At 68.7% G+C, this 23,421-nt stretch carries 25 protein-coding genes and 2 pseudogenes; 16 read left to right on the forward strand and 11 right to left on the reverse strand.

The window, feature by feature from the left end; all coding sequences use genetic code 11:
- The 5 genes and pseudogenes from BCL67_RS05975 to BCL67_RS05995 form a co-directional block, all read left to right on the forward strand.
- A pseudogene (locus tag BCL67_RS05975) lies at positions 1 to 282 on the forward strand (IS110 family transposase); the annotation flags it as partial.
- Positions 283 to 325: 43 nt separating this feature from the next.
- Complete coding sequence (locus BCL67_RS05980) at positions 326 to 3,142, forward strand: HAD-IC family P-type ATPase (protein WP_258174794.1); 2,817 nt, start codon at positions 326 to 328, stop codon at positions 3,140 to 3,142.
- A gap of 13 nt (positions 3,143 to 3,155) precedes the next feature.
- Positions 3,156 to 3,628 (forward strand): annotated as a pseudogene (locus BCL67_RS05985) (helix-turn-helix transcriptional regulator).
- Positions 3,629 to 3,638: 10 nt separating this feature from the next.
- Positions 3,639 to 4,049, forward strand: a complete 411-nt coding sequence (locus BCL67_RS05990; RefSeq protein WP_106122557.1) for a VOC family protein — start codon at positions 3,639 to 3,641, stop codon at positions 4,047 to 4,049.
- A complete protein-coding gene (locus BCL67_RS05995) occupies positions 4,046 to 4,459 on the forward strand; it encodes a RidA family protein (protein WP_106122558.1) in 414 nt (137 codons plus the stop codon). The genes BCL67_RS05990 and BCL67_RS05995 overlap by 4 nt, the downstream gene beginning before the upstream one ends.
- A gap of 70 nt (positions 4,460 to 4,529) precedes the next feature.
- Here the strand turns inward: BCL67_RS05995 and BCL67_RS06000 are convergent, their stop codons facing one another.
- Positions 4,530 to 5,627, reverse strand: coding sequence for an SDR family oxidoreductase (locus BCL67_RS06000; protein ID WP_106122559.1), 1,098 nt, complete (start codon positions 5,625 to 5,627; stop codon positions 4,530 to 4,532).
- A gap of 213 nt (positions 5,628 to 5,840) precedes the next feature.
- Here BCL67_RS06000 and BCL67_RS06005 point away from each other — a divergent pair, with 213 nt between their 5' ends.
- The 5 genes from BCL67_RS06005 (at position 5,841) to BCL67_RS06025 (ending at position 10,555) form a co-directional block, all read left to right on the forward strand.
- Positions 5,841 to 6,164: a transcriptional regulator gene (locus BCL67_RS06005; RefSeq protein ID WP_219886425.1), complete on the forward strand. Its 324-nt coding sequence runs from the start codon at positions 5,841 to 5,843 to the stop codon at positions 6,162 to 6,164.
- An 88-nt stretch (positions 6,165 to 6,252) separates the two neighbouring features.
- Entirely contained in the window at positions 6,253 to 7,275 is a 1,023-nt protein-coding gene (locus BCL67_RS06010) for an NAD-dependent epimerase/dehydratase family protein (RefSeq protein ID WP_106122561.1), read from the forward strand.
- A gap of 34 nt (positions 7,276 to 7,309) precedes the next feature.
- Positions 7,310 to 8,044: a glycosyltransferase gene (locus BCL67_RS06015; RefSeq protein ID WP_146131091.1), complete on the forward strand. Its 735-nt coding sequence runs from the start codon at positions 7,310 to 7,312 to the stop codon at positions 8,042 to 8,044.
- On the forward strand, positions 8,041 to 9,072 hold the full coding sequence (locus BCL67_RS06020; RefSeq protein ID WP_106122563.1) for an acyl-CoA dehydrogenase family protein: 1,032 nt from the start codon (positions 8,041 to 8,043) through the stop codon (positions 9,070 to 9,072). The genes BCL67_RS06015 and BCL67_RS06020 overlap by 4 nt, the downstream gene beginning before the upstream one ends.
- Entirely contained in the window at positions 9,059 to 10,555 is a 1,497-nt protein-coding gene (locus BCL67_RS06025; protein WP_106122564.1) for a PIG-L family deacetylase, read from the forward strand. Before BCL67_RS06020 ends, BCL67_RS06025 begins: the two co-directional genes overlap by 14 nt.
- Positions 10,556 to 10,557: 2 nt before the next feature.
- Here the strand turns inward: BCL67_RS06025 and BCL67_RS15415 are convergent, their stop codons facing one another.
- The 4 genes from BCL67_RS15415 to BCL67_RS06040 all read right to left on the reverse strand — a co-directional run bounded on the left by BCL67_RS15415 (position 10,558) and on the right by BCL67_RS06040 (position 12,259).
- Positions 10,558 to 10,725, reverse strand: a complete 168-nt coding sequence (locus BCL67_RS15415; protein WP_181255906.1) for a hypothetical protein — start codon at positions 10,723 to 10,725, stop codon at positions 10,558 to 10,560.
- 75 nt (positions 10,726 to 10,800) lie between these two features.
- On the reverse strand, positions 10,801 to 11,178 hold the full coding sequence (locus BCL67_RS06030; protein WP_146131092.1) for a hypothetical protein: 378 nt from the start codon (positions 11,176 to 11,178) through the stop codon (positions 10,801 to 10,803).
- Between the two features lie 230 nt (positions 11,179 to 11,408).
- Positions 11,409 to 11,774, reverse strand: coding sequence for a hypothetical protein (locus BCL67_RS06035; RefSeq protein WP_258174795.1), 366 nt, complete (start codon positions 11,772 to 11,774; stop codon positions 11,409 to 11,411).
- A gap of 26 nt (positions 11,775 to 11,800) precedes the next feature.
- On the reverse strand, positions 11,801 to 12,259 hold the full coding sequence (locus BCL67_RS06040; RefSeq protein WP_106122566.1) for an Lrp/AsnC family transcriptional regulator: 459 nt from the start codon (positions 12,257 to 12,259) through the stop codon (positions 11,801 to 11,803).
- Between the two features lie 93 nt (positions 12,260 to 12,352).
- On the opposite strand from BCL67_RS06040, the gene BCL67_RS06045 reads away from it, so the two are divergent.
- Together BCL67_RS06045 and BCL67_RS06050 are read left to right on the forward strand one after the other, a co-directional pair.
- Positions 12,353 to 12,787: a rhodanese-like domain-containing protein gene (locus BCL67_RS06045; RefSeq protein WP_106122567.1), complete on the forward strand. Its 435-nt coding sequence runs from the start codon at positions 12,353 to 12,355 to the stop codon at positions 12,785 to 12,787.
- Positions 12,788 to 12,873: 86 nt separating this feature from the next.
- Positions 12,874 to 14,304 (forward strand): aldehyde dehydrogenase family protein, encoded by a 1,431-nt coding sequence (locus BCL67_RS06050; RefSeq protein ID WP_106122568.1) that lies wholly within the window; start codon positions 12,874 to 12,876, stop codon positions 14,302 to 14,304.
- Positions 14,305 to 14,311: 7 nt separating this feature from the next.
- On the opposite strand, the gene BCL67_RS06055 is transcribed toward BCL67_RS06050, so the two are convergent.
- Complete coding sequence (locus BCL67_RS06055; RefSeq protein ID WP_106122688.1) at positions 14,312 to 14,719, reverse strand: YccF domain-containing protein; 408 nt, start codon at positions 14,717 to 14,719, stop codon at positions 14,312 to 14,314.
- Between the two features lie 151 nt (positions 14,720 to 14,870).
- On the opposite strand from BCL67_RS06055, the gene BCL67_RS06060 reads away from it, so the two are divergent.
- From BCL67_RS06060 to BCL67_RS06070, 3 genes are read left to right on the forward strand one after another with little or no spacing between them, the layout of a single operon-like run.
- Positions 14,871 to 15,275: a TOBE domain-containing protein gene (locus BCL67_RS06060; RefSeq protein ID WP_106122569.1), complete on the forward strand. Its 405-nt coding sequence runs from the start codon at positions 14,871 to 14,873 to the stop codon at positions 15,273 to 15,275.
- Positions 15,275 to 16,021, forward strand: a complete 747-nt coding sequence (gene modA / locus BCL67_RS06065; protein ID WP_106122570.1) for a molybdate ABC transporter substrate-binding protein — start codon at positions 15,275 to 15,277, stop codon at positions 16,019 to 16,021. The genes BCL67_RS06060 and modA overlap by 1 nt, the downstream gene beginning before the upstream one ends.
- A gap of 17 nt (positions 16,022 to 16,038) precedes the next feature.
- Positions 16,039 to 16,839 (forward strand): ABC transporter permease, encoded by an 801-nt coding sequence (locus BCL67_RS06070; protein WP_106122571.1) that lies wholly within the window; start codon positions 16,039 to 16,041, stop codon positions 16,837 to 16,839.
- 62 nt (positions 16,840 to 16,901) lie between these two features.
- On the opposite strand, the gene BCL67_RS06075 is transcribed toward BCL67_RS06070, so the two are convergent.
- Both BCL67_RS06075 and BCL67_RS06080 read right to left on the reverse strand, forming a co-directional pair.
- Positions 16,902 to 17,639 carry a copper resistance CopC family protein gene (locus BCL67_RS06075; protein ID WP_181255907.1) on the reverse strand — a complete coding sequence of 246 codons (738 nt, stop codon included), beginning with the start codon at positions 17,637 to 17,639 and terminating at the stop codon, positions 16,902 to 16,904.
- 66 nt (positions 17,640 to 17,705) lie between these two features.
- Complete coding sequence (locus BCL67_RS06080; protein ID WP_106122573.1) at positions 17,706 to 18,389, reverse strand: hypothetical protein; 684 nt, start codon at positions 18,387 to 18,389, stop codon at positions 17,706 to 17,708.
- Positions 18,390 to 18,971: 582 nt separating this feature from the next.
- Between BCL67_RS06080 and BCL67_RS06085 the strand changes: the two genes are divergently transcribed.
- Entirely contained in the window at positions 18,972 to 19,427 is a 456-nt protein-coding gene (locus BCL67_RS06085) for a hypothetical protein (protein ID WP_181255908.1), read from the forward strand.
- Between the two features lie 185 nt (positions 19,428 to 19,612).
- On the opposite strand, the gene BCL67_RS06090 is transcribed toward BCL67_RS06085, so the two are convergent.
- From BCL67_RS06090 to BCL67_RS06100, 3 genes are all read right to left on the reverse strand, one after another.
- Positions 19,613 to 21,238, reverse strand: a complete 1,626-nt coding sequence (locus BCL67_RS06090; protein ID WP_106122574.1) for an MDR family MFS transporter — start codon at positions 21,236 to 21,238, stop codon at positions 19,613 to 19,615.
- Positions 21,235 to 21,846 carry a TetR family transcriptional regulator gene (locus BCL67_RS06095; protein WP_106122575.1) on the reverse strand — a complete coding sequence of 204 codons (612 nt, stop codon included), beginning with the start codon at positions 21,844 to 21,846 and terminating at the stop codon, positions 21,235 to 21,237. The genes BCL67_RS06090 and BCL67_RS06095 overlap by 4 nt, the downstream gene beginning before the upstream one ends.
- A 354-nt stretch (positions 21,847 to 22,200) precedes the next feature.
- Positions 22,201 to 23,367, reverse strand: a complete 1,167-nt coding sequence (locus tag BCL67_RS06100; protein WP_106122576.1) for a hypothetical protein — start codon at positions 23,365 to 23,367, stop codon at positions 22,201 to 22,203.
- Positions 23,368 to 23,421 lie beyond the last annotated feature (54 nt).

Below are 23,421 nucleotides of genomic sequence, written 5' to 3' on the forward strand. Positions count from 1 at the left end.
ACCACGAGGCGTTCCGGGACTTCCATTCGTGGGGAGTTTGCCAACCGCGGTGGCAACAAGCGGCTGAAATCGAGCCTGTATAACTCAGCGTTCGCTGCCCTGCAGCACCCGCCCTCGAGGGCGTACTACGACCGGAAGATCTCCGAGGGCAAGCGGCATAAGCAGGCCATCATCGCCCTGGCCCGCCGCCGGCTGGACACTCTCTACGCGATGCTGCGCGACGGGACCCTCTACCAAGACCCCGCCGCCCCGATCGCAACTGAGCACTCCCTGGCCGCTTGACGAAAACCATAGAGGCACCCCCCCCCGGATGAAGGAAACCGTTGTGAGCTCCCCCGCCCAGACCCCGTCCACGCTCGACACCTCCGCCGCCTCACCTGCCGACCCGCCCGCGAACCCCGCGGATGTCGCCACGGCCTACGCACTCGAGCACCAGGAGGTGCTGCGCCGTCTGGAGGTCGACCCCGCCCAGGGGCTCAGCGCCGAGGCCGCCGCGGCCAACCTGGAGCGGCACGGCCCCAACCGGCTCCCGGAGCCGGACAAGGACCACGCGTTCATCCGCTTCATCAAGCACTTCAACGATGTGCTGATCTATGTGCTCCTCGGCGCGGGAGCCCTGACCGCGGTGCTGCAGCACTGGGCGGACACGATCGTGATCCTGCTGGTGGTCGTGATCAACGCGCTCGTGGGCTTCCTGCAGGAGGGCCGTGCCGAACGCGCTCTGGAGGGCATCCGCAACATGCTCTCGCCCAGCGCGGACGTCCGCCGCGACGGCTCCTGGACCACGGTCGACGCTGAACTGGTCGTCCCCGGAGACATGGTGCGGCTGCGCCCCGGAGACAAGGTCCCCGCCGATGTCCGACTCACCGACACCGCCGACCTCGCGATCGAGGAATCGGCGCTCACCGGCGAATCCGTCCCATCCGAGAAGACCACCGAGCCCAGCGAGGAGGGCGCTGCGCTGGGCGACCGCACCTCCATGGCATTCTCCGGGACCATGCTGACCTCCGGGACCGCGACCGGCGTCGTCGTCGGCACCGGCGAGGACACCGAGATCGGGCGGATCAACACGATGATGTCCGAGGTGGAGACGCTGGAGACCCCGCTGACCCGGCAGATCGCCCGGTTCGGCAAGGTCCTCTCCCTGGGCGTGCTGGTGCTCACGGTGCTGCTGATCGGCCTGGGCTGGGGCGTGCACGGCACTCCGATGACCGCGCTGCTCCAGGCCGCCGCCGGGTTCGCCGTGGCCGCGATCCCCGAGGGCCTGCCTGCACTGATCACCATCACCCTGGCGCTGGGCGTGCAGACCATGGCCAAGCGCAATGCGATCACGCGCAAGCTCTCCGCGGTGCAGACCCTGGGCAGCGTGACGACCATCTGCTCGGACAAGACCGGGACGCTGACCAAGAACGAGATGACCGCCGAGCGCGTGGTCCTCGCCGGAGAGACCTTCGAGGTCTCCGGCACCGGCTACCTCCCTGAGGGCGAGGTGACCCGGGACGGCGAGCGGGTCGACCTGGCCCACCCGGGGCTGCGCCGGTTCGTGGAGATCATGAGCCTGACCAACGACACCGAGCTGGTCCGCGGCGAGTCGGGCGCCTGGAGCATCGCGGGAGAGCCGACCGAGGGTGCGCTGAAGTCCCTGGCCGGCAAGCTCGACTTCGACGACGACGCCGGCTCACGGCTGACCACGCTGCCCTTCAGCTCGCAGAACAAGCTCATGGCGACCACCGCGACGCTGCCCGAGCCCGAGGCGGCTCCAGAAGGTCAGCCGCTTCCCGAGGGTGAGACCCTCGTGCTGGTCAAGGGCGCCCCGGACCGACTGCTGGCCCGAGCCAGCACACAGCTCACCGCGCAGGGCCAGACCGAAGCCCTCGACGCGACCGCGTGGAACGAACACATCGACGCGCTCTCCGCCGACGGCCTGCGCGTCCTCGCCGCCGCCTACCGGCCGGCCCAGGGGTCGGACCGTGAATCCCTGACCGTGGAAGGCGTCGGCGAAGAGCTGACCTTCGTCGGCGTGGTCGGGATCGTGGATCCCCCGCGGCAGGAGGCGATCGACGCGATCAAGGTCTGCCACGACGCGGGGATCCAGGTCAAGATGATCACCGGCGACCATGCCGGCACTGCCACCGCGATCGCGCGGGCGATGGGCATCGACAACGGTGAGGGCGCCATCTCCGGGACTCAGCTGGAAGCCACCGATGATGAGGACCTGCGAGCGCTGGCGATGCGCCATCACGTGTTCGCCCGCACCTCCCCAGAGCACAAGCTGCGCCTGGTCCGCGCCCTGCAGGCCGAGGGCGAGGTGGTCGCGATGACCGGCGACGGCGTCAACGATGCCCCCGCGCTGCGCCGAGCCGACGTCGGCGTGGCCATGGGGCTCAAGGGCACCGAGGTCACCAAGGACGCCGCCGAGGTGGTGCTCGCCGATGACAACTTCAGCACCATCGAGACCGCGGTCGAAGAGGGCCGCAGGATCTATGACAACCTGCGCAAGGCGCTGGTGTTCCTGCTGCCCACCAACGGCGCCCAGGCCACCGTGGTGCTCTTCGCCGTCGCCTTCGGCTGGACGCTTCCACTCACCCCGCTGCAGGTGCTCTGGGTCAACATGGTCACCGCGGTGACGCTGGCCTTCGCATTCGCCTTCGAACCTGCCGAGGAGGGCATCATGCGGCGCAGGCCGCGGGATCCGAAGGCGGCGATCGTGGAGGCCCGGCATGTGGTGCAGATCGTGGTGGTCTCGCTGCTGATCGCCGCGGTGACGATCATCGTGTTCCGCTGGCGGATGGACGCCGGGGATGATCTCGAGGTCGCCCGGACCCTGGCCACCACGGTGCTGGTGGTCTGTCAGGTCTTCTACCTCTTCAGCGTGAAGTCCCTGGAGGGCTTCAGCCTGCGCCCCTCGGTGTTGTTCAAGAACAAGGTGGCCTGGATGATGGTCGGGGCGCTGACCCTGTTGCAGGTCGGGTTCATCTACCTGCCCTGGTTGCACACGGTCTTCGACACCGCCGTGCTGGACCCGTTCTACCTGCTGATCACGCTCGGCTCAGGGGTGTTGGTCCTGGTGGTCACCGAGCTGCTGAAGCTCGTGCTCTACGCCGGCCGTGTGCCGAACCCTCGCGCCGCACCGCGGAGTTAGGCACAATGCCGTCATGGGCAGCCCGCGGGAAGACCAGCAGCGCAGGACGCTCGTGCTGATGCGCAAGGTGCGCGACCGGATCGACCGGGAGTACGACCGGCCGCTCGACGTCGAGCAGCTGGCCCGGGGCGTGCACCTCTCGGCCGGGTATCTGAGCCGACAGTTCAAGCTCAGGGGAGTCGCCATATTCCTACCTGATGACGCGCCGGATCGAGCGAGCGATGACGCTGCTGCGCCGGGCGGACATGACCGTGGCCGATGTCTGCTTCGCCGTCGGGTTCTCTTCGCTGGGCACCTTCAGCACGAGGTTCACCGAGCTGGTGGGGGGTGCCGCCGCGGGTGTACCGGGAGACCGAAGCCGGGGCGCTGGCCGGGATCCCACCCTGTCTGGCCAAGCAGGTCAGCCGGCCGGTCCGGAGCGGCTCCGGCAGGGCGTCGGAGAAACAGGTCAGGAATCGAGAAGCGCGTGCGGGCGCGTCTGCCTAGGCTGACGGTCATGAACAACATCACCATCCACTACACGTTCCTGCCACACACCGACCCCGAGGCGGCGCTGGGGTTCTACCGGGATCTGCTCGGCTTCGAGGTCCGCCAGGACGTCGGCTACGAGGACATGCGCTGGATCACCGTAGGCCCTCCCGGGCAGCCGGAGACCTCCATCGTGCTCCAGCCCCCGGCGGTGGACCCGGGCATCACCGAGGAGGAGCGCCGGGTGATCCACTCGCTGATCGCCAAGGGCAGCTTCGCCGGCATGACGCTCGCGGTGGACGACCTCGACGCGTTCTATCAGCAGCTCGAGGCCGCCGGCGCCGATGTGGTCCAGGAGCCGATCGACCAGGACTATGGGGTCCGCGACTGCGCCTTTCGCGACCCCTCCGGCAACCTGCTGCGGATCAGTCAGCGGTGAGCGCGCGGCGCGCCGTCACCCTGATCCGGTCCGGCTCTCTGGCCGGGTCGGTGGAGTACGCCCATGCGGCCACCGCACCGGCGGATGCGCGGCTGATCTTCCTGGCCGGGGCGTGCCCGTTGGACCTTCAGGGCGTCACCGTCGGCGTCGGCGACTACGCATCCCAGGCCGCACAGTGCGTGACCAACCTGCGCACCGCCTTGGACGACGCCGGGGCCGGGCTCAGCGACGTGGTGAGCACCCGAGTGCTGGTCGCTTCAACGCGCCAGGCGGACCTGGTCACGGCCTGGCGCGTGGTCCGCGCCGCGTTCGGTGATCATGATCCGCCCAGCACGCTGCTCGGGGTGACGGTCCTGGGCTACGACCACCAGCTGGTGGAGATCGAAGCCGTGGCCGCCGTCCAGGACTGAGCGCCCGGCGCGACGATCAGCTCGCCTGAACGTCGCGCACCCCGGCCAGCCGGCACACAGGGCTGTTGGATCAGGGAATGACGCGGTCCGCGCGGTAGCGGGCGAAGAGGTCCTTGAACGCCTGCTCGGTGCGGCGGTGGGAGAGGAACCCGGCGTCGCGGCTCTTGCCCATATCGGTCACGACCTCCATGTCCCGGCCCAGGTCGGCGTCGGTGTGCCACCAGGAGGCGAGCCGACTGATGTCTGATTCCACGAGGCCGTGCTTCTCCGCGATGCCGGGCCAGGCCGCCTCATGCGGAGCCATCTGCTGCTCCAGCGGACGCGGGGCGTCGGCGTAGCCGACCACCCGTTCGGCGGGGACGCCGAGGTCCGCGGCGAGCCGGGGCCACATCCAGCGCCAGCGGAACACGTCGCCGTTGACGATGTTGAACGCCTCATCCGAGCCGGCTGGGCCGGTGGAGGCCCAGATCATCTGCTCGGCGAGCAGTCCGGCATCGGTCATATCGGTCAGGCCGTTCCACTGCTGCTGGCTGCCCGGGAAGACGAAGTCCAGGTCGAGCTCCTTGGCCAGCGTGGCCTGCACGGCGATGGTCAGGCCCATGTTCATGGCGTTGCCCACGGCGTGGCCGATGATCGTGTGCGCACGGTGCACCGACCAGTGGAACCCCTGCGTGGCGGCGGCGGCGAAGAGCTCGTCCTCCTGCGCGTAGTAGAAGTTCGGGGTCTCCAGCCGGGGCTCCTCCTCGTGGAAGGGGGTATCGGGAGTCTCTCCGGCGGCGTAGGCCTCGAAGGGACCGAGGTAGTGCTTGAGCCCGGTCACCAGCGCCACGTGCTGCAGCGGCGCGTGCGCCAGGGCTGCCAGCAGGTCGCGCAGCATCCCGCCGTTGACCGTGATGTTCTCGGCCTTGGAGTCCTGCTTCTGCCAGGCGGTGAAGAACACGTGAGTGGGGCGCTCCTGCGCCAGCGCGCTGCGCAGGCTCTCGGGGTCGCGCAGATCAGCGGCGACCCCGCGGATGCCCGGGGCGGAGGAGGCGCTGCGCGAGAGCGCGATGACCTCCCACCCTTCGTCGATGAGCTGGCGGGCGATAGCCGATCCGGTGATCCCGGAGGCACCCACGATCAGCGCGGTACGGCTGGTCGGTGCGGAGGATTCTGCAATGGAAGTCATGTCCGGTGGAAGCCGCGAGGGGCTGAGGAAATTCCCCCGGACACTCGAGAGAGAGCCGAGACACATCACGACGCCTCTTGTGGGTCAAGGTCTGCGCGGCAGGTGCCCTGGCTGGCGCCTTCCCGGTCGCGGCGATCCTCTTGGACGATGTCCTGGGTGCCTGGATCTGGCTGGTGGCAGGCGCCATCCTCACGGCGGGGATCCTCGCCGTCGGTGTTCCCTATCAGCGGCGGCACCGTGACGCCTGAGCCGCACTTCGACGCGCTGATCCACGCCCCACAGCGGCTGCGGATCTGCGCCATGCTCTCTCAAGCCTCCGGGATCGAGTTCGGTGAGATCCAGGAGCGCACGGGGCTGTCGAAGTCGGCGCTGAGCAAGCACCTGAGTCAGCTGACCGACGCCGGATACCTCAGCGAGGAGCCTTTCGTCTTCAAGGGCCGCTCCCGCCTGATGCTCGCGCTGACCCCTGCCGGACACGAGGCATACCTCGGGCACAAGGAGGCGCTCCAGCAGCTGCTGGAGGATCAGGACTCCTGAGTCCACCGTCGACTCCATCGGGGTCGTGGCCTGGTGCTCAGAGCGAAACACTGTTGCCGCGCCCCGCGTCGTGACGTTGGATCGGCCTATGACACGGATCTTGATCCTCGGCGGAACCGGGTGGCTGGGCGCCGAGATCGCAGCGACTGCCGTGGCACAGGGCCACGAGGTGACTGCCCTGGCGCGCGGGAGTTCAGGAACCGTGCCCGATGGGGTGACGCTGATCAAGGCCGACCGCACCGAGCCGGGAGCGTACCAGCAGGTCCAGCGCGAATGGGATGAGGTCATCGAACTCTCCTACACGCCCCAGCTGGTCGAGTCGGCTCTGGACGCACTCGCCGCACACGCCAGGCACTGGACGCTGATCTCAAGCGTGTCGGTCTATGCCGACAATGATCAGCCCGGGGCTGATGAGACGGCGCCGCTCCTCGAGGTTCGTGATCTGGCGGAATACGCCGATGCCAAGGTCCATGCCGAGGGCATCTCCCGGGCACGACTGGGGGATCGTCTGGCGATCATCCGGCCTGGACTGATCAGCGGACCCGACGACCCGAGCGATCGGTTCGGGTACTGGCCGGCACGCTTCCAACGCGGGGGACCGATCCTGGTCCCGGAGGTGACCAACCGCTGGGTGCAGAGCATCGACGTGTCCGACCTCGCCGAGTTCATCCTGCACGCGGGCTCCACCCGGGCCAGCGGAGAGGTGAACGCCGTCGGGCCCAGCCTTCCCCTGCACGAGTTCTTCACCCAGCTTCGATCCGCTGCCCCGACCGGCACCACACTGGTGACCGCGACCGATGAATGGCTGCTGGACCGCTCCGTGCGGTATTGGGCCGGGCCACGCTCCCTGCCGCTGTGGCTGCCCCTGACCGACACCCCCTTCGCCCAGCGGAGCAGCGCTGCGTTGAGGCGCGCCGGTGGGAGGTTGAGCCCCTTCGTTGAGAGCACTGCGCGGGTGCTCGAAGATGAGCGCCGGCGCGGACTCGAAAGGCCCCGTCGCTCCGGACTGAGCATGGAAGAAGAAAGTGAGCTGCTGCGCCTGCACTCCGGCGCTGCAGGCTGCCCGCCCCCGCCTGACCCGCGCAAGGACCAAAGCCCCAGACAGCGGTGACCTCCCACCTCACCGAGAGCCTAGACTCAGTCAGGTGACCGTCCCTTCCGCGCAGGACCCGCAGATGATCGTGGTGATCCCTGCCCACGATGAGGCCGAGACCATCGCCGCTGCGCTCGACTCCGTCCAGGCCTCCGCCCGCCTGGCCGACGTGAGGCTTCGGCTGCTCGTGGTAGCCGACGCCTGCACGGATGCGACGGCGGACATCGCGCGCGCGGCAGGCGCCGAGGTCCTCGAGATCGACGCCAACAACGTCGGGGCCGCCCGTGCGGCCGGGTTCGATCACGCGCTGACCAGCCCCGGCGACGCCGCAGACCCGCCAGCGAGCGCCGATGCCCGACAAGCAGCAGCTGGGCAGTGGTTGGCCACCACCGATGCGGACAGTCACGTCCCGCTGGACTGGTTCGCCAAGCAGGCCGAGCATCGAGACCGCGGCGCCGACGTCGTCGTCGGGACCGTGCTCCTGACCCCGGTTCCCGGGGCGGACCCGGTGGGCCTGGCCTGGGCGGCTGACTATGCCCAGAAGATCACCGGCACCCGGCACAGCCACATCCACGGTGCCAACCTGGCGTTCACCGCCCGGGCCTACCTCGCCGTACAGGGATTCCGCAGCCTCGCCGATGACGAGGATGTCGACCTGGTGGCTCGGCTGCGGCGCAGCGACGCGGTCCTCGTGACCGCCACCGACATGCCCGTGATGACCTCCCGACGCACCACCGGCCGCACCCCGCGCGGATTCGCTCAAACCCTGGGAGCCCTGAACGCATGACCGATCTTCTGCACCAGCTGCACGAGCACCTCCGCCAGCCCACCCCCGCGCTTCCCGGGCGGGGCGAGACGGAGGCGCGCTGGCGCCGACTGGCCGGGATCACCGCACAGAACACGGTGGTGGGCCGGCTCTATGAGGCCCACGCCGACGCGGTCGCGATCACCACGGACCTCGGCCACCCCGACCTGGTCTCCCCCGGTCAGCTCTGGGGCGTCTGGGCCGCAGAGCCGCCCACACCGGTGCTCACCGCGGCGCGCAGCGACGAGGGCTGGACGCTGACCGGCACCAAGCCCTGGTGCTCCGGAGCATCGATGTGCACCCACGCGCTGGTCACCGCCACGGTTGCCGCAACCACCGCAGGCACGGGCGGCACGCCGGACGGGTCGCCGGACGGGGCACCGCAGAAGATGGTCTTCGCGGTGGACCTCTCCTCCCCCGGCGTCGCTCCGGTGCCCGACACCTGGCAGGCGGTCGGGATGGCGGCCAGCGACTCGGGCTGGGTCGCCTTCGAACAGGTGCCCGCGACCGCGCTGGGCACGCATGCCGACTACCTCGATCGTGCCGGCTTCTGGCACGGCGGGGTCGGGGTGGCCGCATGCTGGTACGGCGCCGCCCGCGCCGTCGCCGCGCCGCTGCTCACTCGAGCCACGGCCGCCGGCGCCTCACCGATCCTGCGCGCTCATGCCGGGGCGGTGGCCGCCGCGCTGACCGCTGGCTGGGCCCTGCTGAGCAGCATCGCCCGCGCGGTCGACGCCGACCCGCACAACCTGCCGCTGGCCAAGGCGCAGGCCTTCGCGGTGCGCACCTATATCGACCGGCTGGCCGCCGAGGTCATCGACCGGACCGGGCGGGCACTCGGGCCGGGACCGCTCGCCTCGGACGCCGTCCACGCCCAGCGAGTCGCCGATCTCAGCGTCTACATCCGGCAGTCCCACGCCGAGACCGACGAGGCGGCGCTGCCGACCGTCATCGCCGAGGACCGTCTGAGCTGGGACGACCTGATCGGAGACGCCCGTGACACCTGCTGAGACCCCGCCGACCTTCCACGGAGCTCAGACTCCGCGGACCACCCGCGCCGCACTGGCGCAGTACGACGCCGCAGTGCCGGAATGGGGCATCGGTGAGATCGATGACGCCGGGCGTTGGATTCCTCACGAGCTGCCCGGGCTGCTGGTAATCGCTCCGCATCCCGATGATGAGGTGCTCGGCGCGGCGGCCCTGATCGCCGCCGGGCTGCGCCGCGGCTCCCCCGTCCGGGTCCTGGCGGCCACCGACGGCACCGGCTCACATCCCTCCAGCAGCATTCCTGCCGATCAGCTCGCCGAGATCCGGGCCGCGGAGTCCGAGGCGGCCATGGCGGAGCTGCGCTCGCTCACGCCGGGTCCGCACGGCCTGGGCACCCTGGAACGGATCAGGCTGCAGCTGCCCGACGGCGAGCTCAGCACCCACACCGAATCCCTCACCGAGGCGATCGGCGCCGCACTGCAGGACCTGCCCGACGGCACCCTGGTGACCGCTCCGCTCTCCCGTGACGGCCACCCCGACCACGACGCGTGTGGCGAGGCCGCCGCGGCCGCCGCCGCGCAGCACAACGCCCCGCTGGTGCAATACCCGGTGTGGCTCTGGCTGCACAGCACCCCGCCCGCACCACGCGCTGCCGGTGAGGAAGCCCCTGGCGCTGACGAGGCGAGCGAGCTGAGAGCCGAGGCTGCGCCATCCTCGGGGACCGAGGTGCCGTGGACCGCGGCGCGCTCCATCCCGATCGACGCCGAGCTCGCGCGGGTCCGGGGCCGCGCCGTCGCCGGGTTCGTCTCCCAGCTGGGGACGGCGCACGGCACGCCGGTGGATCGCGCACCCGGTGAGCCGGTGCTCACGGCGACCATGCTGGCCACCGTGCTGCGGGAGCGGCAGATCGTGTTTCCCGGGACGCCGCTGGACTTCGAGGGCCTCCACGCCGGGCAGGCGGATCCGTGGGGCGTGACGAGCCGGTGGTATGAACAGCGCAAATACGCGCTGACCATGGCGGTGCTCCCCCGGGCCCGATACCGCCGCGCGTTCGAGCCGGGCTGCTCCATCGGCGTGCTGACCGAACAGCTGGCGCAGCGCTGCGACGCCGTCCTCGCCACAGATATCTCAGGCTCCGCCCTGCAGGCGGCAACGCGGCGGGTCGCGGCAGAGAACGTGACGTTCGAGCAGGCGAGCATCGAGGACTGGCCGGACGGGACGATCGACCTGATCCTGATCAGCGAACTGGCCTACTACCTGAACGACTCCCAGTGGGCGACGGTCCTCGGACGCGCGGCGGATACCTTGGAATCCGGCGGGCACCTGGTGTCGGTGCACTGGCGTCATCCCGATGCCCAGGCATTCCGCTCAGCGGAGCAGATCAGGGCGGACCTGCGGGCCGTGCCCGGGTGGGATCTCCATGGCAGCTATGCCGATCCCGACATGCTCATCGACGTGCTCGGCCCGGCCAGCCCGAGCGTGGCGCAGACCGAGTTCCTGCACTGAACTCAGGACTGGTTGGCCGGCTGCCGCACGGGCTGGAGCTCCACCGTCACGGGAATCGGCTGACGGCGTCCGAGGGCACCCCAGATGCCCGCGATGAGGAGCACCGGCACAGCGAGCAGGACGGCGGCCATGAAGAACGCGTTGAACGTCTGAATCAGGGTGATGTCCATGGCTGGCTCCTCAAAGTGTGCGTGATCTGATGCTGCCGTGCTGTCGCTGCTGGCCTGCTGCTCGGGTGAGCGGATTCAGGCGGCGCCGTCGAGGCTGCGATTGAAATGCAGCCTCCGGGATGCGAACTCCGTGCCGAGCATCCGTTCGATGTTGGAGATGACCCCCTGGGAGATCGTCTCCATGAGATCTGAGGGGTCAGCCTCGGCCTTGATGGTGCAGGTCAGGTGGAAGACCAGATCGGCGTCGTCGCCGGAGATCTCCACCATCGCGGACTCCACATGGGGGTGAGCCATGAGCCCGGCCGATGCGGCCTTGGCCATCTGGTCGAAGCGCGAGCAGCGGAGCTGCTGATCCGCATCCAGCACTGCCCTGCGGGGCGTCTGGTGCTCAACGGGCTGAGGCATCGCGTCTGCCTGCGTGATCCTGGTGTTGGGGACTGCCTGTGTACTCATCTGAACTCTCCGTACCCTCGAGTGCCTGCCCCCTGTTGCAGTCACACATCTACCTCTTCATCAACCTTACTGTTAGACCGTATAACTATTAGCACCTCTAACGCAATGTGAGTGAACAGTGGGTTTGATCCTGTCGGCCCCGGAGCTCCGCTCCTGCTCCATCTCATGGTCCAGGACGACGTTGGACCTGTTCGCCGCCGGCGTCGCCGGCCCATCGCACCATGATGCACTCAGTGGGCGCTGGGCACTTGCTGCGCGGTCGGTGCCTGCTGCGCGCTGGGCATCCAGTTCGTGATGGGCGTCGGATCCGTGGCAAGGCGGGCGTGCGTCTCGACGTCGAACCGTTGCTCGCCATAGCGCAGCTTCGCGCGCTCGATACCGACGACGACGGCCCAGTTCTTCGCCTGCTCGGCGAAGCCGAGAGAACCGGCGATGAAGTCACGAGCCAGCTCCTCCGTGGCGACCGCGGCGGCGTCGAACTGCGTCTGGAGGTCCGCAGCGTCACCCCTGGCGGCCATGAGCGCGCGGGCGTCACCGGGGCGCCATGGGCGCAGCTGGACTGTCTCTGCAAACGCGCCGTCGGTAGCCCGGCTCACGTGCAGCCACTCCGAGTCAGCCGCGCTCATGCTGGGGCGACGTGGCGGGTGGGCACCGGGCTGGAGTAGACCACGCTGGTGGTGATGCTTCCGAGGGTGGCCAGCCGGCCGGTGATCCGTTCAAGATCCCGCATGGATCGCGCCAGGACCTTGATGATGAAGCAGTCCGCTCCGGTGACGTGGTGGGCTTCGATGATCTCCGGGGTGGTCTCCACGAGATCATGGAACGGCTTGTAGTTGCCGGAGGGATAGGCGAGTCGTACGAAGGCGCTCACCGAATAGCCCAGCGCCTCGGGATTCACCGTCGCGGAGTATCCGGTGATCACCCCGGCGTCGCGCAGGCGACGCAGCCGGTCTGCTGTGGAACTGGCGGAGAGGTTGATGCTGCGCGCCAACTCGGCCATGCTCATCCGGCCATCACGCTGCAGAAGCTCGATGATGCGATGGTCGGTGGAATCTATGTCGATACGAGTATTCGCCGGCATGGGGCTAAGAATAGCGTCGAAATGCCGGTCAGAGCTGAGATTTCTCGACGAATGGGCGTTCTGCCGAATGCCGCTCCCGCGTTGAATGGACCCATGAACACTCCATCGTCTGCCGCCGCATTCTTCGCGGCAAAGCTGCGCCATGAGACCGACCCTGCCGACCTCGCGGCTGATCGCGCCTCAGGCGCCTCCCCGCTGGTCGTGGACGTCCGTTCCGAGACAGCCTGGGCACAGGGACGCATCCCCGGCGCGATCCACATTCCGGGGTCTGAGCTTCAGGTCCGAGTGGACGAGCTGGGCGAGGATCGGAGCCGCGCCGTCGTCGTCTATTGCTGGGGTCCGGGGTGCAACGGCAGCACCCGCGCCGCGCTGACTCTGAGCACCCTGGGGTTCTCGCAGGTCCGGGAGCTCATCGGCGGGTTCGAGTATTGGGCCCGTGAGGGTCTTCTGGTGGAGCGCGCGGCGGGGCGAGCGCGACGGCTCCCCGACCCGCTGACCGCGCCCAGCAGCCGCTCGGTCTTAGACTGACCGCCCGCCCACGCCCTGCGCCCCAGGTAGGGACGGTTCGTGATCTGTAGTGTGGGGACGACGCCCTGACCTGAGAGGTTCACTCCATGACGCCATACACCCCAGCCGAGGTGGAGGGCACCGCTGCGAAGCAGCTCTCCACTCCCCTGGCCGCCGTCGACTCCTGCGTGACGGGGACCCGGGCGGCGTTCGCCACCGGCCGCACCCGGTCTATGCAGTGGCGCCGGGACCAGCTGCGGGGCATCCTGCGACTGCTCCAGGAGCGGGCACCGGAGATCCATGCCGCGATGGCGGCAGATCTGGGGAAGAACGACGTCGACTCTCACCTCACCGAGGTCCTCTCGGTGAAGTCCGAGGTCAAGACGACGCTGAAGAACCTGACCAGTTGGACCCGGGATCGAAGCACCTCCGTGCCCTTCATCGTCGGCAGCGCTCGCGCCCATGTGCAGCGCCAGCCGCTGGGCACGGTGCTGATCATCGGACCCTGGAACTACCCGTTCCACCTGCTGCTGATGCCGCTGATCGGCGCGCTGGCGGCCGGAAACTCTGTGGTGCTCAAGCCCAGCGAGCTGGCGCCGACGGTCTCCGCGACCGTGGCGAAGCTGATCCCGGAGTACCTCGACACCGAAGCGGTGCAGGTGATCGAGGGCGGCGTCGAAGAGACCACCCGCCTGCTGGAACACCGCTTCGACCACATCTTCTACACCGGCAACGGCACGGTGGCCTCGATCGTGATGACCGCCGCGGCCAAGCATCTGACCCCGGTCACGCTGGAGCTCGGCGGCAAGTCCCCCGTATGGATCGACGCTTCTGCGGATCTCACCGCCACCGCGGAGGCCCTGGTCTGGGGGAAGTTCAGCAACTGTGGCCAGACCTGCGTGGCGCCGGACTACCTGCTGACCACCCCGGAGCTCGCTGAGCCGCTGGCTCGGGAGATCGCCCGGATCACGCGCCGAGCCTTCGGCTCGGACCCGTCCCGGGCCGAGAACTACGGGCGGGTCATCAACGAGCGCCACGCCGAGCGCCTCGCCGGACTGCTGGACTCGGGCCGAGCCGTCATCGGCGGGGAGACGGACACCGCCGCCCGCTACATCGCCCCCACGGTGCTGCTCGAGGTGGATCCCGACTCGGCGATCATGCAGGATGAGATCTTCGGTCCGATCCTGCCGATCCTCACGGTGGCAGATCACCAGGCGGCCATCGACTTCATCAACGCGCGCCCGAAGCCGCTGGCGCTCTACGCGTTCACCGAGCACCCCGAGGTGCGTGAGGACTTCCTCAGGCAGACCTCCTCAGGCGGGATCACCTTCAACACCGTGATGACCCAGCTGGCCGTGTCCACGCTGCCCTTCGGCGGAGTCGGCGCCAGCGGCATGGGCCGCTATCACGGGGAGTACAGCGTGGAGACCTTCAGCCACGAGCGCGGCGTGCTGCGCAAGCTGCCCGGATTCGATCCCACCCGGCTGGCGAAGGCCCCCATCTCGTGGGGCATGCGCAAGATCCTGCTCAAGGGCTGACGCCGGCTCAGGCGTGCCGGTAGGTCGGCAGCACCGCGTTGGAGGTCACGATCACCTTGCCCAGGGGCATCAGCGAGACCGGGATCAGCTTGAGGTTCGCGATGCCCAGCGGGATGCCGATGATGCTGATGAACATCGGGATCGCCGTGAGCACGTGGCCGATCGCGATCCAGATGCCTGCCACCAGAACCCAGATCACATTGCCGATCGTGGTGAACAGGCCTGCACCCCGGGGGCTGCGGTCTACGATCGTGCGGCCGAAGGGCCACAATGCGTAGGCCCCGATGCGGAAGGACGCCAGCCCGAAGGGGATCGTGATGATCAGCAGGCAGCAGATGATCCCGGCGAGGAAGTAGCCCAGGGCCAGCCACAGACCGCCGAAGACCAGCCAGATGACATTGAGAATCGTAGAGATCATGGAGTTCACCCCCCTATTCAATAGCATCCCCCGCAGTGATCAGAAGGGCCTGGCCCGCCCGAACAGCTCCTGCAGAGGGACACGAAGATCTGCATTCGCAACGTCGAGTAGACGTTTGTAGCGCGTTTGCGGCTGATACGCTCCAAGAATGCCGCAGATTCGAATCTCCGACGCAGCCCAGTTCTTGGGCGTCAGCGACGACACCGTCCGTCGCTGGATCTCCAAGGGCCAGCTGCGTGCCGAGGACGACGCCCACGGGCGCATGGTGCTCGACGGGGCCGAACTGGCAGGCTTCGCCAAGGCTCGCGCCTCTGCACCTGCCGATTCCGGCAGCACCCGGAGCTCCGCCAGGAACAAGTTCACCGGCCTGGTCACCGCGGTGCACAGCGACCCGGTGATGTCCCAGGTCGAGCTGCAGTGCGGGCCGTTCCGGGTGGTCTCCCTGCTCAGCACGGAATCCGTGCGCGAGCTCGGACTGGAACCCGGGGTCATCGCCACAGCATCGGTGAAGGCCACGCAGGTGGTGCTGGAGAAGCCGGTGAAGGAGCCCTGATGAAGCGTCTCCTGGCCTTCGCCTCGGCGCTGCCTCTGATGCTGCTCAGCGCGTGTGCCTCACCCGGGGAACCGACGGACGCGATTCAGGTGTTCGCCGCCGCGTCGCTGACCGAGTCCTTCACCGAGATCGGGGAGCAGTTTGAGCGAGACACCGGCGTGGAGGTCAGCTTCAACTTCGCCGGCTCCGCAGACCTGGCGGCTCAGCTCGACCAGGGCGCACCCGCCGATGTCTTCGCCTCCGCGGACGAGGTCACGATGGACCGCGTCGAGGCTGCTGGGCTCGTACGGACGACGCCGGCGATCTTCGCCTCCAACACCTTGACGATCGTGACGCCGGACGACAACCCTGCCGCGGTGGAGGATCTGACCGACCTCGCCGGGGACGAGATCATCACCGTCGTCTGTGCCCCCCAGGTGCCCTGCGGCACTGCCACCGAAGAGGTCGCGGCAGCGGCCGACGTCGAACTCTCACCGGCGAGTGAAGAATCGGCCGTCACCGACGTCTTGGGCAAGGTCCGTGCAGGCGAGGCCGATGCCGGGCTGGTCTTCGTCACCGACGCCTCGGCCGCGGGCGAGGACGTCCAGCGGATCGATTTCCCGGAGTCCGAAGGTGTCGTGAACCGGTACCCGATCACCACCCTCGAGTCCTCGCAGAACCCTGACGTCGCCGCAGAATTCGTCGCGTTCGTCGAGGGCGAGCAGGGGCAGGCGATTCTGCGCGACGCCGGTTTCGGTCGGCCATGACACTCGCCTCCCCGGTCATGCCTCGGCCCAAGAACGGTCGGCACGCCTCCTCCAGTCCCCGATGGCTGCTGATCCCCGCCTCGATCGGGATCGCGCTCATCGTGGTGCCGATCCTCGCGATCGTGCTCCGAGTGTCATGGGACGAGTTCCCCGCCCTGGTCACCTCCCCGTCCTCCGTCTCAGCCCTGATGCTCAGCCTGCGCACCGCCGGCGCGTCCACGGTCCTGTGCGTGGTCCTGGGTGTGCCGATGGCCCTCGTGCTGTCCCGACTGAGGTTCCGCGGCCACGGCGTGCTGCGGTCACTGGTGCTGCTCCCGATGGTGATGCCCCCGGTGGTGGGCGGCGTCGCGCTGCTCTACACCTTCGGACGCCAGGGCCTGCTGGGCGAGTCGATGAGCGCATTGGGCATCCACATCGCGTATTCGACGACGGCGGTGGTCCTCGCCCAGACCTTCGTGGCCATGCCCTTCCTGGTGATCACGGTCGAGAACGCGCTGCACGCGCTGGACCCGCACGTCATCGAGGCCGCCGTGATGGACGGCGCCGGGCCCACCGCGGTGCTGCGCACGATCATGCTTCCGCTGATCATGCCCGGCCTGATCTCCGGGGCCATCCTGGCGTTTGCCCGGGCACTCGGGGAGTTCGGCGCGACCATCGCCTTCGCCGGGAGCTTGGAAGGAGTCACGCGCACCCTGCCGCTGGAGATCTATCTGCAGCGCGAGACAGACCCCGACGCGGCAGTGGCGCTGTCGCTGCTGCTCATCGCCGCCGCGGTCCTGGTCGTCGGCCTCGCCGGAGCCAGGCGCCCGGCTGTGTGAGCAGGGTCTGATCATCCCGGGGAGGCCGACGGAACGGGTGCGAGCAGGTCAGCCGATGCCGATCAGGCGCGGGGGTTCTTGCGCCCGCGCAGAACTGCCATCACGATCGCGGCCAGCAGCCCGACCACCACGACGGCGCCGACCACGACTGCCCAGACCGGCAGGCCGGGATTCTGCTGCGTGTCTGACGCGGCGTCACCGGCGACCGGCTCGTCCGGCTGGCCGGAGTCCGCGGTGGTGGCCTCGGCGACGTCGTCGTCCTCTGCCGGGGCAGCGGACTCGGTCTCAGACTCGGCATCTGACTCAGATTCGGCCTCGGTCTCAGTTGAGGGCTCGGTCGGGGGCGAGGCCTCGGGCGTCGGCTCCGGCGCGGTGTCCACCACCTCGAAGTCGAAGGAGCTCTCTTCGGCGTGCCCGTCGGAGTAGACCACCCGGTAGGCCACGGTGTAGTCCCCACCGGGGAGCTCCTCGGGGAGTTCGGTGGACATGGTGGACCCGTCGATCTCGGTCTCGCCCTCCCAGTTCTCCCCGCCCTCATCGCTGACCTCGATGACGTTGGTGATCGCTTCTCCCGTGGTGAGCCCGCCGCCGGAGAACTCGAGAGTGATCTCCTCGGGGCTCTGCTCCAGGACTGCGTCGGCCTCCGGGGTGGAGGAGAGGAGCGAATCGTGTGCCCAGGCGGGGGCGGCCATGGTGGTGACTGCCAGGCCGAGTGCGGCGGTGGCCGAGAGGGCGGTGATGCGCCCGGCGCGCTGGCGGCCGGTGGTGGCTGTGCGGGATGTGGATGTGCGGGATGACATGAGATTGGTGCTTTCCGTCGCGAGGTGACTGGCCCCCGGCATCGCGCCGGGAACCACGTGGTGATGTCAGCTCACGAGGACCGGCGGTCCACGCAGGGTCCGCGCGCCGCCGCCGAGCCAGAGATCCTGCAGGATGACGGTGGAGAAGGAATCGTGCGCGCGGATGGCGCGGGGCCCGGTCAGCGAGACCGGGCGCAGGAACAGCAGGAAGATCGGGCGCAGCAGGAGCAGTGCGCTGAGCACATGCAGGATCACCTCGCCGCGGCGGAACACCGCGAAGCCGAAGAGGGCGGCGAGGGCGTGGGCGACGAGCATCGGCCCGTCGGGCAGCACCTGGGTGACCGCGCTGGTCTGCGCCGCCGCGGTGACCACGACGGCGTGGTCATGCGCTGCGTGCCCGACGTGAGCTGCGGCCTCGCTGGACGCCACATCACTGGGCATCGTGGCGCTGGCCGATGCGCTGGCCGCCGGGAAGAACGCGAAGAGACCGTGCAGCACCGCCTGGCTGAACACGACGGCGACGCCGAGCCGGACCCGGCTGAGCCGGACGCCGGAGAGCGAGGCGCATACGGGCAGGCTCACTGCGAGGGCGAGCACGATGACGATCCAGTGCGGCAGGTGATGACCAGCGACAGAATGGGAGACCGCGGCGGAGCCGATGGCCAGACTCGCGGCCAACAGGCCTCGGGTCAGCCGTGCAGCGCCGGTGACGGGGCGCGGAGAAGGGGCGAAGTCCGCGGCATTGACCACAGGAGACCCCTTCCCTCGGCTGATGCGGGCGAGTCTACTACAGCGCGTAGAACTCGACTGAGGCGGGAGCGGGGCGTCGACAGGCCCGTTCGCGCGAGGCCTGATCCCGCCATCGATTGTGCAATTCGTGCAGGTTCTTCGCCCGATTCAGCCCGTTTCGGCGGTCGAATTGCACAACCGTTGAGGCGGGTGTGTGGCGGATGAAGGGTGACCCCACCGGATGCGCCGAGCGGCTTCTTCGAGGGGAGCACGGCCCGCCGATGCCCGGGCAGTTCCTGGTCTGCGGCGTCCTGCTCGTGGGAATCGCGGTGGTGGCGTCCTGGAACCGGTCCTGGCCCGTGGTGCTGCTGCTGCCGCCGTCGTTGACTCTGGCCTGGAGCGTGACCGTCAGCCGCCGAAGACATCACCGGGCTCTGGCCGCTGGGGGCAGGCGTCATGGCGGTCGGCACCACGCTGGGGACACTTGTCGTTCTGGGCGTCACGAGATTCGCCCGGCCTGAGCACCGGCTGCCCAGGTCTCCCTTCGCAGGCAGTTCCAGCGTGTCGCAGTGAGACTGACACAGCCTCGAACATACTGGCGCGATGACCACCACTCCGCCGCCCGGACAGACCGACCGCAGCCACTCATGGCGAAGCGCACGCTTCCTGACCTGGTCGATCTTCGTGATCCTCGGATCCGCCGGCGCATGGTTCGCCTGGATGGGGTGGGACCAGGAGTACCAGGTGGACCCGATGACCGGCCTGGAGCACGGCCCCTACGAGGCCTGGCAGGTCATCGGCTGCGGGGTCACCCTGCTGGCGGTCGCCCTGCCCGCTTCCTGGGGGCGGCACTGGAAGTCTGTGCTGCTGCTGCCACCGTCGTTCACCGTGGCCTGGAGCGTGACCGCCGCCGCCGAAGACGTGACCGGGCTCTGGATGGTCGGTGCGATCATGGTGCTCATCGGCAGCAGCGTCGGCGCAGCGGTCGTCCTGGGTGTGACCAGCGGGGTGGAGAGCCGCGACCGGCGGCTCCGGAAGCCTGGGATTCCGCCTCGGTGAGCCCTTCGCCGTGAGGTAGGCGCCTGCTCCATCTGCTGGGCGATTTGCGGGCATTTTCAGCCCGATCAGGCCCCGAAAATCCCTCAAATCGCCCAGCAGATGAGAAGCGGGGGCCGGGGCCGGGGCCGGACGGGCCGCGCAGGAGGGGGCCGGGGCCGGGCATCGCCCGGGTTGCGCGGGACGGCTCAGCGGTCCAGGGTCGTCGCCAGCGGCTTCTCCTCCACGAAGAGCAGCATCACGGTCGCGATCAGCGCGAGCGGCACCATGAAGAGGAACAACGGCACCAGCGCCTCGTTGTAGGACTCCACGACCACCGTGTAGATCGAATCCGGCAGTCCGCGCACCAGTTCCGGGGTCAGCGAGTTCGCGCCCACCCCGCCCGCGGCGTCGGCGGGCAGCCGGTCGGTGAGCATCTCGGTGAGTCGGCTCGCGAAGAGCGAGCCGATCACGGCCGAGCCCAGCGTGGCGCCGACCTGGCGGAAGTAGTTCTGCCCCGCCGTCGCGGTGCCCACGTGGCGCAGCGCGAAGGAGTTCTGCGCGACCAGGGTCAGCAGCTGCATGGTGCAGCCCAGCCCGAGCCCGAGCACCCCGAGGTAGAGGCATTCCAGGATCACCGGGGAGTCGGCGCTGACCGTGGAGAGCAGCCCCAGGCCCAGCGCGGTGATCACGCTGCCGATCACCATCGTCTTCTTGTACCGGCCGGACTTGCTCACCCGGCGCCCGACGATGATCGAGGCCACCAGCAGGGTGCCCATCATCGGGATCATCAGCATGCCCGCCTGAGCGGGGCTGTAGCCGGTGACCATCTGCAGGTAGGTGGGCATGTAGCCCAGCGCGCCGAACATCGCCACGCCGGTGATCAGTCCGGCCACCATGGTGAGCACGAAGTTGCGGTTCCGGAAGAGCATCAGCGGCAGGATCGGCTCCGGCGTCCGGTATTCGATCCAGGTGAAGAGCAGTCCCGAGACGACCAGCGTGGCCAGCAGGCCCAGAATCATCGGGGAGGTCCAGGCGTATTCGCCGCCGCCCCAGGTCGCCACCAGCACGACGGCGGTGGTGGCCACGCCCAGCAGCGCCATCCCCCACACATCGATGCGTCCGCGGGCCTCGGGCTCACGCTTGGGCAGCTTCAGCAGCAGCACGATCCCGATCAGCGCGAGCACGCCCAGCGGGACGTTCATCCACAGCGTCCAGCGCCAGCCGGGACCGTCGGTGAGCCAGCCGCCCAGCAGCGGGCCCGCCACCGAGGAGAAGGCGAAGACCCCGCCCATCACACCCATATAGCGGCCGCGCTCCCGCGCGGGCACCACGTCGGCGATGGTCGCCTGGGACAGGATCATCAGTCCACCGCCGCCGATGCCCTGGATCACGCGGGCCCCGACCAGCTGGGACATGCTGTCTGCGGCGCCGCCGAGCGCGGAGCCGATGACGAAGGCGATGATCGCGAAGATGAACAGCGGCTTGCGCCCGAACATGTCTCCGAGCTTGCCGTAGACCGGCATCATCACGGTCGAGGCGAGGATGAACGCGGTGATCACCCACGCCATGTGCTCCACCCCGTCAAGCTCCCCGACGATGGTCGGCAGCGCGGTCGCCAGCACGGTCTGGCCCAGCGAGGCCATCAGCATGGCGAGGATCAGGGCGCTGAAGATCCATCTGAGGTGCCCGGTCTCGGGCTCGAGCGGGGTGCTGGCGTCGACGGTGTCGGCAGCGTTGGCAGTGCTTGCGGCGTTGGCAATGCCTGCGGCCTGTCCCTCTGTCTCGGACGGCGGAATGGCCTTCGGCAGCGAAGAGGTCTCTGGGTTGGTCATCGGGTGGTCTCCACGACTTTTCTGAACAGGGCGATGGTCTCGCTGATGAAGGGGTCCAGGCTCTCCGCGCCGGACTCGTGATAGCGGGAGAAGGCGAACTTGGTGATGCCGCCGGCGAGCGCGAGCAGCGCTTCGAACGCATGGGCGCCCGCTCCCTCAGGCAGGTGCATCCCGCCCTGGTCTGTCTCCGCGTGCACGGCCGAGTACACCAGCCGTTCCACCTGGGCGAGCAGCTCGGCGAGCCGGGCGCGCAGCTGCGGGTGCTCGGCGATGATCGCGCGGCGCTGCGCGGCGGTCTCCTCCGGAAGACAGGTGCGCACCACGGAGACGAACAGGTGGACCACGCGGGTGAGCTCATCCTCGGTGGAGGCATGGAACCGTTCGACGACGGCGGGGTCCAGCTCTGCTGACCGGGTCCCGAGCACCGCGTCCTCCTTCACCGGGAAGTAGTTGAAGAACGTGCGGCGGGAGACGCCCGCCTGAGCGGAGATCTCATCCACGGTGACCGCCCCTGGCCCCTTGGAGGAGGCCAGCCCGAAGGCCGCCTGGTGGATCGCGTTCCAGGTGTCACGCTGGTTGCGCTTGCGTTGAGTCAGGTTTTCTTGCACTAGTGCATCTTATGCATCGATACAATTTTGCACAAGTGCAAGAACGTGCGGTTCGGCACACCGGGATTCGGCACTCCATCGGCTCCGCACAGGACGGCACAGTTCGGCACATCGGGACTCAGCACCTCGCGGCCCGGCCCGCTCGAGAGCGGCACAGCGCAGCGGGGGCGGCCGATAAAGCCGCAGATCAGCCCTCAGGCTGACGCTTTTCCCGGCGGTCCTCCGAAATAATGAACCAATGATCGAATCACTCACACTCGCCACAGACGTCGCCACCACGGTGGACGGGGACAGCTGGATCGCCGGGCTGCAGAACTGGACCCCGACGGGATAGGGCCGACTCCCGCACGGGACTCAGCGCTGCTCGGCGTCCTTCGGGTAGCGCTGGAGCTCGCGGGAACCCTGGGTGAGGTTCTTCAGGTCCACGCTGTCATCAAAGTTCGCACCGATCGCCCCGGCGAAGGTGCCTAGGGAGGCGGAGAGCCAGGCGATCTCGACGTAGTTGACGAAGCCGGTCTCCTCCCCCAGGATCTCGGCCATGAACCCTGGTTCGATCAGCAGCAGCCCGACCACCAGGATCGAGCCGAAGAGCACCAGGTAGAGCGCGGTGACGCTGCTGAGCAGGCTCATCACGGTGGAGATGTTGTACATCGCGGCTTCGCGGGCACCCCCGACGGCGGCGGACTTGTCCCAGAGCCGATTGCTGATGATCAGCCAGGCGGTGACGATGCTGATCGCAGCCACCGAGACGATGGCCAGTCGCCAATGCGGCAGAAAGCTGGCCATCTCCCAGATCGTGGTGAAGAAGATGCCGAAGGCGCCGGTGGCGGCCGCGGCGGCGAAGACGCCGGAGAGTTTGGGCAGGGACCAGAACGGCTCGTTCGCCGCCACCATCCCCAAGGTCATCCAGAACCGCCCGGGGAACAGCATCCCGGGCGAGATGAAGAACGTGTCATCGCCCTTCTGCTCCTCGACGTGGGCGTAGTAGCCGCCGTACTGGCGCGCGGGCTCCACGGACTCGTTGATCAGAGCGGTGACCACACGGTGCAGCTCGCGGCGCAGCGAATGCATGATGAACGTCGGCCCCAGCGCGGGCAGCGAGATGATCGCGAGCCGGTCCGAGAAGTGCAGCTCCGCCGTCTTGGGCCGCTCCCCGGCCATGCGCGGGATCTCGGTGACGATCACCGTCATGTCGGCCTCGGCCTCGCGGGCCCAGCGCTTGGCCACCTCCAGGTCGAGGGTGGCATCCTCGCGCAGCGGGATCAGCACCTGTTCCTGGGTGACCTCGGCACCACGGGCCCAGCCGGCGCGGCGGCCCCGCTGCGGCTGTTGGAGCATCTTGCGCACGAGCAGCGAGGTGCGACCCGGGTCGGAGTAGACCACGATGCTTCCGTCGCGGACGGACAGGTCTGTCTCGGGGTACTGGTCGACCTGACCCTGGTTCTGCGTGTCCTGCTGCCCGGGCGCCGTTCCCTGGCTCTGGTCCTCATGCGTCTCTTCGCGCGTTTCCTGCGATGCCATGTCACCACAGTACCGTTGCACCTCGAAGCAGTGTCAGCGCGCTCATGGCGCGCT

It is taken from the genome of Nesterenkonia sandarakina (genome assembly GCF_003003175.1).
GTDB lineage: Bacteria > Actinomycetota > Actinomycetes > Actinomycetales > Micrococcaceae > Nesterenkonia > Nesterenkonia sandarakina_A.